Annotated in this window: 8 protein-coding genes; 6 read left to right on the forward strand and 2 right to left on the reverse strand. The window is 60.9% G+C overall.

The features are described from left to right. The first annotated feature begins 198 nt into the window (after window positions 1-198). The 4 genes from AC1MEW_RS13840 to qhpG are packed head-to-tail and all read left to right on the forward strand — an operon-like array spanning window position 199 to window position 5,774. A complete protein-coding gene (locus AC1MEW_RS13840) occupies window positions 199-2,103 on the forward strand; it encodes a sigma-54-dependent Fis family transcriptional regulator (protein ID WP_201255836.1) in 1,905 nt (634 codons plus the stop codon). After that, complete coding sequence (locus tag AC1MEW_RS13845) at window positions 2,103-3,821, forward strand: ABC transporter ATP-binding protein (RefSeq protein WP_201191679.1); 1,719 nt, start codon at window positions 2,103-2,105, stop codon at window positions 3,819-3,821. The genes AC1MEW_RS13840 and AC1MEW_RS13845 overlap by 1 nt, the downstream gene beginning before the upstream one ends. After that, a complete protein-coding gene (gene qhpE, locus AC1MEW_RS13850; RefSeq protein WP_480426658.1) occupies window positions 3,811-4,488 on the forward strand; it encodes a subtilisin-like serine protease QhpE in 678 nt (225 codons plus the stop codon). The genes AC1MEW_RS13845 and qhpE overlap by 11 nt, the downstream gene beginning before the upstream one ends. Next, the gene (gene qhpG / locus AC1MEW_RS13855; RefSeq protein WP_480426659.1) at window positions 4,485-5,774 is read left to right on the forward strand and encodes a flavin-dependent monooxygenase QhpG; all 1,290 of its coding nucleotides are present in this window, start codon (window positions 4,485-4,487) and stop codon (window positions 5,772-5,774) included. The genes qhpE and qhpG overlap by 4 nt, the downstream gene beginning before the upstream one ends. A 123-nt stretch (window positions 5,775-5,897) precedes the next feature. Here the strand turns inward: qhpG and AC1MEW_RS13860 are convergent, their stop codons facing one another. Next, entirely contained in the window at window positions 5,898-7,388 is a 1,491-nt protein-coding gene (locus AC1MEW_RS13860) for an aldehyde dehydrogenase family protein (protein ID WP_201205016.1), read from the reverse strand. 208 nt (window positions 7,389-7,596) lie between these two features. Next, complete coding sequence (locus AC1MEW_RS13865) at window positions 7,597-9,558, reverse strand: amidohydrolase (RefSeq protein WP_480426660.1); 1,962 nt, start codon at window positions 9,556-9,558, stop codon at window positions 7,597-7,599. Window positions 9,559-9,890: 332 nt separating this feature from the next. Here AC1MEW_RS13865 and peaA point away from each other — a divergent pair, with 332 nt between their 5' ends. After that, window positions 9,891-11,471, forward strand: a complete 1,581-nt coding sequence (gene peaA, locus AC1MEW_RS13870) for a quinohemoprotein amine dehydrogenase subunit alpha (RefSeq protein ID WP_480426661.1) — start codon at window positions 9,891-9,893, stop codon at window positions 11,469-11,471. Between the two features lie 94 nt (window positions 11,472-11,565). Further along, the gene (gene peaB, locus AC1MEW_RS13875; RefSeq protein ID WP_201191091.1) at window positions 11,566-12,996 is read left to right on the forward strand and encodes a quinohemoprotein amine dehydrogenase maturation protein; all 1,431 of its coding nucleotides are present in this window, start codon (window positions 11,566-11,568) and stop codon (window positions 12,994-12,996) included. Window position 12,997 lies beyond the last annotated feature (1 nt).

A 12,997-nucleotide genomic window follows, 5' to 3' on the forward strand; every position in this document is an offset into this window, starting at 1 on the left:
AAACCTGCGACTGCGGGGTGTCAGGTAAACCGCAGGCGATGGTTTTACGACTGCTTCGCAGCCGAACGGGGGCAAGCCCCCTCGCCACAGGCAAGCCTTCCTCTACCTAACTCTTGCCATCGCCCTGACGTTAACGTAAAGATTGGCATCAGGGCGCTGATTTCAAAAAGCGCCGAGCGGACCGCTGCGGAGCGCTTGATGACACTCATAAAAACAACACATCCCAAACCGCAACAGGAAGCACGGCTGGCCCGGGAAAAGCTTCACCTCGAAGGCGAAGTCCCCGATGGCGTATTGCGTGCGGAAATCGATGCCTCGTGGCGGCGCAGCCTCAGCCACGGCGTGCATTTCAACGGCAAACACGAACTGACGCTCGAATCGAGCGCCAGCCTTGAAGTGTTGCTGGCGAGCAATCGCCTGCTGATCGACGCCGCGATGCCGGCCATCGATTACCTGGCCGAGCGCCAGGGCAAGGAAGGGCTGATTATCCTCGCCAACTCCGACGCGACCATCCTCGCCGTCGAAGGCCGCGCCGACCGCCTCAAGGGCTCTGGCCTGCAAGACATCACCCTCGGTGCCTGCTGGAGTGAAGCCGCTCGCGGCACCAACGCCCTCGGCACCGCATTGGTCGAAGCCCGACCGACCCTGATTGATTGCGGCGAACATTACCTGGATCGGCTGAGCGATTTCTCCTGCACCTCAGTGCCGATCCACTGCCCGCAAGGCGACATCCTCGGCGTCCTCGACCTCACTCGCGAAGGCCCACTCGGCCGGGTTCACGACAGCACTGCGTTGTTGGCCATGGCCGTCAGCCAGATTGAAAGCCGGGTGTTCAACGCCAGTTATCCGGATCAAATCGTCCTCGCATTCCACAGCCGTCGGCAGTACCTCGAATCGCCGTGGCAAGGCCTGCTGGCGGTGAGCCTCGGCGGGCAGATCCTCGCGGTCAGCGCCCAGGCCTGCCAATTGCTGCGCGCCGAGCGTTCGGCACTGGTGGGGCACCGCTGCGAGGAGTTTCTCGGGGTCGATGGCCTGCAACTGCTGGCCCGGCTGCAACAGGGCGGCATCGGCAGCCTGCAAACCGCCAAGGGCGAATTCTTCTACAAAACCCTGCGTGCACCGCAGCGTTCGATCAACGTCGGCACCACGCCGCGCCCGGTTGCCAAACCCGCCAAACCACAACCGGACCTCGAATCCCTGGCCGGCAGCAATGTCCGTTATGCCCGCGCCTTGCGCATGGCCCGACAAGGCCTGGCGAATGAACTGCCGGTGTTGCTGCTCGGCGAAACCGGCACTGGTAAAGAAGTCATCGCCCGTGCCCTGCACATGGCCGGCACGCGCTGCGATAAACCCTTCGTCGCGGTGAACTGCGCGGCGATCCCCGAAGGCCTGATCGAGTCGGAGCTGTTCGGTTACCGCGAAGGCGCCTTCACCGGTTCACGCCGTGGCGGCATGGTCGGGCGCCTGCAACAGGCTCATGGCGGCACCTTGTTCCTCGATGAAATCGGCGACATGCCGCTGGCCTTGCAAGCGCGACTGCTGCGGGTGTTGCAGGACCGCAAAGTCGCGCCATTGGGCGCTGGCGAAGAGCAGGACATCGACGTCGCACTGATCTGCGCCACCCACCGCGACCTCAAGCGTCTGGTCGAGGACAAACACTTTCGCGAAGACTTGTTCTACCGGGTCAACGGCATCAGCGTGATGCTCCCGCCGCTGCGCGAACGCGAAGATTTCAGTGGCCTGGTCGGTCGACTGCTGGCCAAACTCGACGCCCCGACCGTCACCTTGCACGACGACCTGAGCAAATTGCTCGGCGGCTATCACTGGCCGGGCAACATCCGCCAATTGGAGATGGTCTTGCGCACGGCGTTGGCGATGCGCGAGGTGGGGGACACCGTGCTCACCCTCGACCACTTGCCCGACAGCATGCTCGATGACTTGACCGCCACCGAACGCCCGCAGGCCGGGAGCATTCGCGAAAACGAACTGGAGCTGATTCGCCAATCCCTCGACGCGCATCAGGGCAATGTCTCGGCCGCCGCCGACGCGTTGGGCATCAGCCGCGCGACCCTGTATCGCAAACTCAAGCAGTTGCGCCCGTGATGCAGCGCCTGATCGTTCGGCTGATCGACAGCCAGAATCCGCAAGCCCTGCAATCTTCGTTGCGCTGGCTCTACAGCTTCGTGCGACCGCATCGACTGGCGATTGCCGGGTTGCTCGGGTTGTCGGTCTGCGCTTCGTTGTTGGTGCTGGTGCAACCGTGGTTGACCAAACTGCTGATTGACGACGGCCTGCTGGGGCGCAATTTCCCGGTGTTGGTGCTGATCGCGGGGTTGATGATCGTCGCCGGTTTGCTCGGTACGGCGCTGTCGGGGATCAACCGTTACCTGCACACGCGGCTGTCCGGACGGATCCTGTTCGCCCTGCGCGATGACCTGTATCGGCACTTGCAGACCTTGTCGCCGAGCTTCTATGGCCAGCGGCGGATCGGCGACCTGATGTCGCGCCTCGATGGCGACGTCGCAGAGATTCAGCGCTTTGCCGTGGACTCGTTGTTTTCGGCGGTATCGAGCGTGATCGGGCTGTTCTTCTCCGTGGCGATGCTGCTGACCTTGTCCTGGAAACTCTCGCTGCTGGCGCTGGTGCTGATTCCCCTCGACGTGCTGTGGCTGCGCTGGATGCGGCGCAAGGTCGAGCGCGATGTGCGGCAATTGCGCGAGCGTTCGGCGGACATGTCGTCATTCATGGTCGAGACCCTGCCGGTGATGAAATTCATCCAGTCCGCCGGCCAGCAACAACGCGAAGCGCGACGGCTGGAGAGCTTGGGCCAGGGTTATATGAGCCAGTTGCTGCGCCTGCAAGTCACCGAGTTTTTCACCCAGGCTGTGCCCGGCACACTGACGTCGTTGTCGCGGGCCTGTGCGTTTTTGATCGGCGGTTATTGGGTGGTGCAGGGGACGTGGCAACTCGGCGCGCTGATCGCGTTTTCAACTTATCTCGGGATGGCGGTGGGGCCGGTGCAAAGTCTGCTCGGGCTCTATGTCGCCATTCAGCGGATGACCGTCAGCCTCGGGCGCGTCATGGAGTTGCGCGGCGAAGAGCCGACCGTGCTCACACCGGTCACGCCGCAGCCGATACCGCGCTGCGGCGAGCTGCGTTTTGACAACGTGCATTTCAGCCATCCGGGGCGTCCGAGCACCTTGCGCGGGATTGATGCACGCATTCCCTACGGTTTGAAAGTCGCCCTGAGTGGCGGCTCGGGTGTCGGCAAATCGACCCTGATCGACCTGCTGCAGCGGCATCACGATCCGCAGTCTGGCCGGGTGTTGTTGGGGGAAATCGATCTGCGGGAACTGGACCTGTTCGAGCTGCGTCGACGGATTGCAATCGTCAGTCAGGACATCGTGCTGTTTCGCGGCAGCCTCGCCGATAACCTGGCGTATGCGGTGCCGGATGCCAGTCGCGAGGCGATTGCCGGTGTTGCGCAGTTGGCGCAACTCGACAGCCTGATCGCATCCTTGCCCGAAGGCCTCGACAGTCCGTTGGGTGAGCGCGGTCAGCAGCTCTCCGGCGGGCAGAAACAGCGGATCGCCATTGCCCGGGCGCTGTTGCAGGACCCATTGATTCTGGTGCTCGACGAAGCGACTTCGGCGGTGGATGAAGCCACCGAGCGTGAAGTGATCGAAGCCATCGACCGACTGTTTGCCGGGCGTACGCGCATCCTTATCAGCCATCGTCCATCGACTCTGGCGGACGCCGATCTGCGCTTTGAATTGCTCGACGGTGTGCTCACCTCGAAAACGGTGATGCATGAAGCCTGAACTGCGAATTGGCGTGGTGGACAGCGGTCATTCGGCGGTGCAGCGAGTGCAGGTTGTTGCGGGGCGCCGGTTTTCGTTGCTGGAGGATGGGTTGGCGGAAAGTGATTTACGCGACGATCCGCTTGGCCACGGCAGCGCGGTGATCGAGGCCATCGGGCGGCGCGCGCCGGCGGCGGTGTTTTGTGTGGCGCAGGTGTTTGACCAGCGTGGCGTCACCAGTGCCTTGCAGATCGCCACGGCGATTGACTGGCTGGTGGCGCAGGATGTGCGGCTGATCAATTTGAGCCTGGGGTTGCGGCAGGATCGCAGCTTGTTGCGCGAAGCCTGCGCGGCAGCCGTGGCGAGCGGCGTGTTGTTGTGTGCATCGAGTCCGGCTCAGGGTGAGGGCGTGTTTCCGGCGAATTATCCACAGGTGTTGCGCGTCACTGGTGATGCCCGTTGTGCCGAGAACGAATGGTCGTGGCTCAACAGTGCCCAGGCGGATTTCGCGGCGTGTGTGCATGGGACGTATCCGGGGCAGTCCGGGGCCAGTCTGGGGTGTGCGGCGTTGAGCGGACACATTGCCGGTTTCCTGGTTGCTCATCCTGATGTGAGCAATGAGCAGGTCATTGAATGGCTGCGAGAGAACGCGCGTTATCGTGGTCCAGAACGGCGCAGCGGGCCATGATTTTGATTCTTGGCGCAGGGCCCGCAGGAGCGGCGGTTGCCTTGGGTTTGCGTCGACTCGGTTACCCGGTGACGCTGGTCAGCGAATGGCGACGGTTTGCCGCGCTCGAAGGGGTTTCCATTCGAGTGCTGGAGGCGTTGCGCGGCGCGGGACTGAATCACGCATTGGCGGACGCGGCGCTACCTTCCCAGCGACAGGTGTCGTGGAATGGTCAGCAGCATGCGCAGAACATCGAATATTTGTTGGACCGTCCGAGTTTTGATCGTGGATTGCGCGAGGATTTGCGTCTGGCTGGTGTTGAGATGATCGAAGGGCGGGTGCTGACGGTGCGGTCCTTGGCTACCGGGCATCGGGTCGAAATTGAAGGACACGACGTGTTGGTCGCGGATTTTCTGGTGGAGGCTCGTGGACGTTCCGCTCCAGCGCTGGGTAAAGGCTTGCGCGGGCCGGAGACGGTCAGCCTGCTCAATCGCTGGCAAGGCACGCCGGGCAGTACCGCCAGCGCTGTGGAAAGTCTTGAGGACGGCTGGGCCTGGATGGCGCGGCGGGCCGACGGTCAATGTTATTGGCAATGGACGGTGGACGTGGCCAGTGCTTCGTTACCGGGTAAGGCTCAGTTGCTTGATTACTGTCGTCAGCGGCGCCACGGTTCGGAAGTGGCTCGGGCGTTTTTCGGTCATCAACCTGAATACGATCTGCAACTGCACGCCCGCAGCAGCACAGCGATTTTGTGCCCACAGGTCTGCGGCGATAACTGGATTCGGGTGGGTGACGCGGCGATGGCGGTAGACCCGTTATCGGGCAACGGGATTTTTCAGTCGTTGTCCTCGGCATTGCAGGCGCCCACGGTGATCAACACCTTGCTGCGTAAGCCGCAGCGAACGGCGTTGGCCCAGCGCTTTCATCAGCGGCGGGTGGAGCAGTTGTTTTTGCGCTTTGCCCGGATCGGACGAGATTTTTATGCCGATGAGCAGCGCTGGCGGGATCAACCGTTCTGGCAGGCTCGGCGACAGTGGCCGGATGCCGAGGTGGCGCATGTCGAGGCGGATTTTGCGGCGTTGCGGATTGAGCGGGCGCCGGTGCTGCGGGATGGGTTTGTAGATGAGGTTGAAGTGGTGGTGACAGCGGATCAGCCGCTGGGGATCTGGCATGTTCAGGGGGTTGAGTTGGCGCCGTTGGTGCGGCGGTTGCGCAGCGAGCCAGCGGAGCAGGCGTTGGCCGGGTTGACGGTGGAGCAGGGGCGGGTGGTTCGGGGTTGGTTGTTGCAGCAGGGTTTCAAGCCCTGACATGTTGGGTGACTTGGCTGGCCTCATCGCGAGCAAGCTCGCTCCCACAGTGGATTTGTGATCGACACAAAACCCATGTGGGAGCGAGCTTGCTCGCGATAGCGGCCTAAAGAACGCCGCCGATTACAACTTGATCAACACCGACTTCAACTCGGTGTAATGCTCAATCGCCGCATACCCCATTTCCCGCCCAACCCCGGACATCTTGTACCCGCCAAACGGAAGCGCCGGGTCCAGCGCGCTATGGCAATTGACCCACACTGACCCTGACTTGATCCGCGGAATCATCCGGTGCACCGCCGCCAGATCATTGGACCAGATACTCGCCCCCAATCCATACGGACTGTCATTGGCCATGCGCAGCGCATCGGCTTCGTCATCAAACGGAATTGCCACCAGCACCGGGCCGAAGATTTCTTCCTGCACCAGCGAGTGCTTCTGATCGACATCGACAATCACTGTCGGTTTGACGAAGAACCCCGGCCCGAACTGCTCGCCGCCGCACGCGATGGTCGCGCCGCTTTCCCGACCCTTTTCGATATATCCGTAAACCCGCTCCTGCTGACGCTTCGAAATCAATGGCCCCATCTCGACGCTCGGGTCCATGCCATTGCCGAGTTTCATGGCGTTGGCGATGTCGGCGATGTCCGCCACCACATTCTCGAAATGCTTGCGCTGCACATACAGCCTGGAACCGGCGCAGCAGACCTGGCCCTGGTTGAAGAAAATCGCACTTGCAGCACCGGCGGCGGCAGTCTTCAGGTCGGCGTCGGCCATGACGATGGTTGGCGATTTGCCGCCCAGTTCCAGGGTCACCCGGGTCATGGAGTCCATGGCAATCTTGCCGATCTGCTTACCCACAGCGGTCGAGCCGGTGAAGGTCAGCTTGTCCACCAACGGGTTGTGGGTCAGGGCCGAGCCAGCCGTGATGCCGGTGCCGGTGACCACGTTGAACACGCCTTCGGGGTAGCCGGCTTCCAGCACCAGTTCGGCGAGTTTCAGTGCGGTCAGCGGGGTTTCGTCGGCGGGTTTGAGCACCATGGTGCAGCCGGTGGCCAGGGCCGGGCCGAGTTTCCAGCAGGCGAGCAGCAACGGAAAATTCCAGGCGACGATGGCACCGACCACGCCCACTGCTTCGCGCCGGATGAAACTGTGGAACTGATCGTTGGGCATCAGCGGTAACGAGACTTCAACACTGGAGCCTTCGATTTTGGTCGCCCAACCGGCCATGTAGCGCAGGAAATCGATGGACAATTGCACGTCCATCACCTGAGCCACCGCCGCACTTTTGCCGTTGTTCAGGCATTCCAGTTGCGCCAGCAGCTCGGCGTCGCGCTCCATCAGGTCGGCGAGTTTCCACAACAGGTTTTGCCGCTCACGCGGGCGGGTGCGGGTCCAGGCTGAATCATCGAAGGCCTGGCGGGCGGCGAGTACTGCACGGTCGACATCCTCGGGCGTCGCCCGTGGCACCACGCACAGCATTTCGCCAGTGGCCGGGTTGTGCAGCGGCATGGTCTGGCCGTCGGCGGCCTCGACCCAGTCGCCGCCGATCAGCATGCGCGGCGCGCGCTGGATGAAGGCCGAAGTGGCGGGAAGCAAATAAGGAAGCGACATGGCGAGATCTCTTTTTATTCGTGAGATCAGCGCTTTCGCAACGGTTGTGCCAGTTTGCTGGCGAGCAGTAACAGCGGCGGTTTAACGGGGTTTCAGCTTTCAAAAGAGGCTGAGGAAGGGGCGCGTGTGTCGCAATCTGAGACGCGCTTGAGACGGTTTCGCGGTGATGGGCGCCCGACCTGTCACTTCGGACGCCCGGTGCTACCGATCACTTTTCAGGGTGGGCATAGACCTTGCGGCCACCTTTCCAGGTTTCACAGATCTTGATATCGCGGATGCTGGTCGCTGGGACTTTTTCGTCGAGCGGGTTCTGCTCGAGAATCACTAGGTCGGCAAAGTGACCATCCTGCAACGAGCCCATCCACTGCTCGGCATGGCACTGCCAAGCGGCGTCATAGGTGATGGCTTTCAAGGCTTGCTGGCGTGTCAGGCACTCGGCTTCGTTGAGGATCGGTTGCTGACGCGGGTCGCTGATGAAATGGCCTTGCGCATCACGCATGCCTTCCATTTTCCGGGTCACGGCCTGCTCCATGGAGCGCAGCGGTCCCAGTGGGGTGACCGAACAATCGCTGTGCAGCGAGATTCTCAATCCATGGTCCAGGGCCGACTTGCACAGGTCGAGCATCTTCGTGGCTTTCTCCTCGAAAATAGCCTTTTCGAATGCGTAGCCCCAGTAGCCGACATGACCGATCAGAAAGCTCGGTGAGATGCCCAGTTTTTTCATGTCTTTGAGATGGTCTTCGGTTAACAGCGAGCAGTGTTCGATACGGTGACGTTTTTCAAGCCCGCTGGTTTTTTTCAGCGCGGCCTCATAAGCGCTGAGGGTGAAACTGATCGCCCGGTCACCGTTGGCATGAATCATCAGCGGCCAGCCGTCCTTCATGGCCGTATTGATGGTGGTCTGATAGGCGTCGGGAATGACTGTCGGGGTTGTAGTTCCATCCGGATCACAGAAGTTGAAGTTACCCAACTCGGGCTTCGTCTCACAGCAGTACGGCTGCGCCTGATAGCCCGTCAGCCCCTGGTTGGAGCCGTCCGAAATCAACTTGAGCCCACCTTGATAAAAACGCCTGGCGGCTTCTTTGGTCACGGGATGGTATTTCTTCCCAATGCTATCGTAGGGCGCGGCATAACCGATCCGCACGTTGCTGTGGTGCTTGAGATCATAGATGCCGAGGACGATTTTGGAGAACGTGTCCATCATGGCGTCGTAGAGCAGGGTGACGCCCCGGCTGGACGCTTTATCGAAATAGGCCTTGAGGTGGTTGAAGATGTTCAACACGTCGAGGGCCTGCTTGAGCGGAATCGACAGAATGGCAGGCATCATGCCGGCCTCCTCCTGAAGATTGCCGCGCGTGGCGTCGATGAAATCCTGGCAGGTTGCGTAGTGCTCGCGCAGTTTTTTGCTGCTCGGGTTGTGGCTGTTGTAGACGGCTTTGCACGCGGCCGTGTTCAAGTAAAAGGTGTGCATCGAAGCGCTGACCATCAACAACGGGTTTTGCGACACGATGTTGTCCAGGTTGCCGACGTTGTTCCCGGTTTCATTGATGTCGCAGTAAAAGGTTGTGAGCTGATTGAGGCCGTTTTTAACTTCCTTGAACGGCATCAGCGCCGGGTCGACCATACGGCCGAGTATCCAGGTCGAAGTGTCTTCGGGAATGTGCTGGTTGATTTCTTCCTTCAGCCAGTTCCAGTCATAGCGGGGGCGTAGCCGCTGATCCTGTTTAATGTCGTGCGGGCCTTTGAGGTCATCCGGATTCGACGAATCCTGGATGGCGCCCAGGTCCAGCCAGCCTTCGATCGCGCATGTCTGCACGATGTGCACGTGGGGTTCGATCAGGCCGGGCAGCAGGGTTTTGCCGTCCAGTTGCCGGGTCGTCCAGGCGATGCCTTTGGCTTTCATGTGGGCCTGGACGTGGCCGAGGCTACCGGAGGCGACGACGTCGCCACCATGGATGCCCAGCGCTTCGACCCGCTCATCCATGTTGCCGTCCTTGAGCGGGTAAATCACCCCGCCGGTAAAGATGACCGACTCGCTATCAGGTTCTGGCCCGAGCTTGGGCAGCTGGCTCGCAAGGGCCGTTGGGTCGAAAGTGTGTTTGAGTGCATTCCAGATGGGGTTTTCGCAGCCGCAATGGGTGCAATTGTGATCATTTCCGTTTGATCCCATGACGCGTTCCTCAGGTTTTCGGTGGTTTGAGGCGTAACGCACACGATGTGCGCGCTGCAAGCGTAGCAGTGGTTCGGGAGTTGGTTATCCTTGTCTCAGACTGCAACAGCTGTCGCGATATTAGACGCCGGCTTGCCTTTCGAAGCCCGGTTGTAAACTGATTTTTCATCACAGTTTATTGATTTAAAAGACTATTAATAAGCTGGCACGCTCCGTGTATTGCTCATCGCAGACGTTTCTCTTGCCTCCGCCAGCGGCTCGCCGCCGGTGGCAGAAACCATAAAAACGATAAGCCACAACAATAAGAAAGCACCGTGCGAGGTTCGACGTTGATGAAGAGAAAACTCCGATCAGGCATGAGCGCCGGCCTGCTGGCCGTGGCCGCTTGTGTGGCGCTGCATTCGCCTTACAGCCTGGCAGCCCGCGACGCCCAGACCATCCTCAAGGAAACCTGTCAGGGCTGTCACACCCCCGAAGCCGATAACGCCCTGAGCCGCATCAGCCACCAGCGCAAGACCCCGGAAGGCTGGCTGATGAGCATCGCCCGGATGCAGACCATGCACGGTTTGCAGATCAGCGATGACGACCGCCGCACCCTGGTCAAATACCTGGCCGACACCCAGGGCCTGGCGCCGAGCGAGACCGATGGCGTGCGCTATGCGCTGGAACGCCGACTCAATACCGTCGAGCATTTCGACGACCAGACCAGCCAGATGTGCGGCCGCTGCCACTCCGGTGCGCGGGTTGCGCTGCAACGCCGTCCGGCCCAGGAGTGGGAGCGTCTGGTGAACTTCCACCTCGGTCAATGGCCGTCGCTGGAGTACCAGGCCCTGGCTCGGGATCGCGACTGGTTTGATATCGCCCGTAAGGACATGGTGCCCCTGTTGGCCAAGCGTTATCCGCTGGACAACCCGGCCTGGAAAGCCTGGCTGAAAGTCGCGCCGAAAGCCGATGCGCTGGTGGGCGACTGGAGCTTCAGCGGCCACTTGCCGAGTAAAGGCGAACTGGCCGGCGTGATGAGCGTCACGGCCGATGGCAGCGACACCTTCAAGGTCAGCGTCAAAGGCCAATACGCCGATGGCAGCCCGTTCAACGGCGACGGTAGCGCGATTCTCTACAGCGGTTATGAATGGCGCGGTAACGTGACCATCGACGGCGTGACCATGCGCCAGGTGTTCGCCGCCCAAGGCACCGCGATGCAGGGCCGGATGTTCGAGGCTGAGCACGATGAGCGTGGTCTGGACTTCGTTGCCGCCAAGCAGGGCAGCAGCCGTTTGCTGGCCGTTCAACCGGGTTATCTGAAGGCTGGTGCTGAAACCGAAGTGACGTTGATTGGCAGCGGCCTCACCGGCAAACCGAACTTCGGCAAAGGCGTGGAAGTGGTCGCCGTCGTCGAGCAAAGCCCTGACCGGATCAAGGTCAAACTCAAGGCTGCTGCGAATGCTCAACCGGGCCTGCGCAACGTCACTGTCGGCATGCTGAAAGGCCCGACCCTGTCGGTCTACAGCAGCATCGATGCCGTCAAAGTCGTGCCGGAATTCTCGGTGGCGCGGATCGGCGAGGGCGGTGGCTCGACGCCGAAAGTCCAGGGCCGTTTCGATGCTGAAGCCTGGGGCAAGGGCGCCGATGGCAAGCCGTATCGCATTGGCGTGTTCCCGGCGCAATGGAAGGTCGAGGCCTTCGATGATCGCGCCAAGGAAGACCAGGACGTCAAGTTCGCCGGCACCATGCAGGCCGACAGCGGCGTGTTTACACCGGGCGATGCCGGGCCAAACCCGCAGCGCAAAATGTCCACCAACAATGCCGGCAACCTCAAGGTGATCGCCGCCGTCGACGACGCAGGAAAATCCCTGACCGGCGAAGGCCACATGATCGTCACCGTGCAACGCTGGAACAATCCACCCATTCCATGATGTTGAAAACGTGAGCTAGCTGACCGCAACGGCTTCAGACACTTTTTCGGAATGACCGCAGGCCTCGAAACCGGGGTTTGCACAGGAGGTTGCAATGGGCGCTATTTTGAATCTGGTTGAACGCAATCTGCACGAAGTGCACGTCGACGCCGACCGCATGCTGTTCCACATCCCCAGCAGTTCGCTGTTCGCCAGCGATGAGCTGACCGGCACCATCATCGATACCTTGCGCGGTCCAGGCTGTTCGTCGGAGGACCTGATCCAGCGTTTGGCCGCACGCTTTAACGGTGACGAAATCACCGAAACCCTGCGCGAGCTGATGGCCCTGGAACTGGTCAGCGACGGCTCGCCACTGACCCCGGACATCGGCACCAAACGAGTCGAGCGCACGGCGATCAATACCGTGGTGCTCAACGTGAACACCGGCTGCAACTTGAGCTGCACCTACTGCTACAAGGAAGACCTCGACAAGCCGTCGGCCGGCAAGAAAATGGACGTTGAAACGGCGGTCGCGTCGGTAGAAATGCTGCTGCGCGAATCCCCGGATGAAGAGCGTTTCACCGTGGTGTTTTTCGGTGGGGAGCCGTTGAGCAACCGCAAGCTGATCGAGTACATGGTCGATTATTGTGAAAAGCGGTTTGCCGAGGCGGGCAAGTTCGTCGAGTTCGTCATGACCACCAACGCCACGCTGCTCACCGAAGACACCGTGGACTACCTCAACGCCCACCGTTTCGGGCTCTCTGTGAGTATCGACGGGCCGAAAACCGTGCACGACCGCAATCGCATCACCGTGGGCGGGCAGGGCACCTATGACGTGGTGCGGCGCAAGGCCGAGATGCTGCTGTCGCGCTACAACAGCCGCCCGGTCGGCGCGCGGGTAACCCTGACCACCGGCGTCACCGATGTCGAAACCATCTGGGATCATCTGTTCAACGAACTGGGGTTTGCCGAAGTCGGTTTCGCCCCGGTGACGTCTGGCGACATCAGCACCTTCAACCTGTCCAGCGAGGAGCTGATCGAAGTCTTTGCCAACATGAAGAAACTCGGCCGGCGTTACCTGGAAGCCGCGTTGGAGCACCGCAATATCGGTTTTTCCAACCTGCACCAGTTGATCACCGACATCCACGAAGGCCATAAAAAAGCCCTGCCATGTGGCGCGGGTTTGAAGATGCTGGCAGTGGATCACAAGGGTGAGCTGAACCTGTGCCACCGCTTTACCGGCTCGTCACTGCCGACGTTTGGCAACGTGCACAGCGGTGTAAAACAGGTCGAATTGAATGACTTCCTGTCCCAGCGCCTGGACCGCACCAACACCGGTTGCGAGGACTGTCAGATCCGCAACCTCTGCTCCGGCGGCTGCTATCACGAAAGCTATGCCCGTTACGGCGACCCGACCCACCCGACCTATCACTACTGCGAACTGATGCGTGACTGGGTCGACTTCGGCATCGAGGTCTACACCCGGATCATGGCCCACAACCCTGCGTTTATCAGCAGCTACATCACTCCGCGCAAGGCTCACTGAT

The organism is Pseudomonas sp. ASL4 (assembly GCF_056680395.1).

Bases quoted from the DNA above. Each gene is read 5' to 3' on its own strand.
- qhpG (WP_480426659.1), top strand. From the start codon at position 4,485: ATGATTTTGATTCTTGGCGCAGGGCCCGCAGGAGCGGCGGTTGCCTTG.
- qhpE (WP_480426658.1), top strand. From the start codon at position 3,811: ATGAAGCCTGAACTGCGAATTGGCGTGGTGGACAGCGGTCATTCGGCG.
- peaA (WP_480426661.1), top strand. From the start codon at position 9,891: ATGAAGAGAAAACTCCGATCAGGCATGAGCGCCGGCCTGCTGGCCGTG.
- AC1MEW_RS13860 (WP_201205016.1), bottom strand. From the start codon at position 7,388: ATGTCGCTTCCTTATTTGCTTCCCGCCACTTCGGCCTTCATCCAGCGC.
- AC1MEW_RS13865 (WP_480426660.1), bottom strand. From the start codon at position 9,558: ATGGGATCAAACGGAAATGATCACAATTGCACCCATTGCGGCTGCGAA.
- AC1MEW_RS13840 (WP_201255836.1), top strand. From the start codon at position 199: ATGACACTCATAAAAACAACACATCCCAAACCGCAACAGGAAGCACGG.
- AC1MEW_RS13845 (WP_201191679.1), top strand. From the start codon at position 2,103: ATGCAGCGCCTGATCGTTCGGCTGATCGACAGCCAGAATCCGCAAGCC.
- peaB (WP_201191091.1), top strand. From the start codon at position 11,566: ATGGGCGCTATTTTGAATCTGGTTGAACGCAATCTGCACGAAGTGCAC.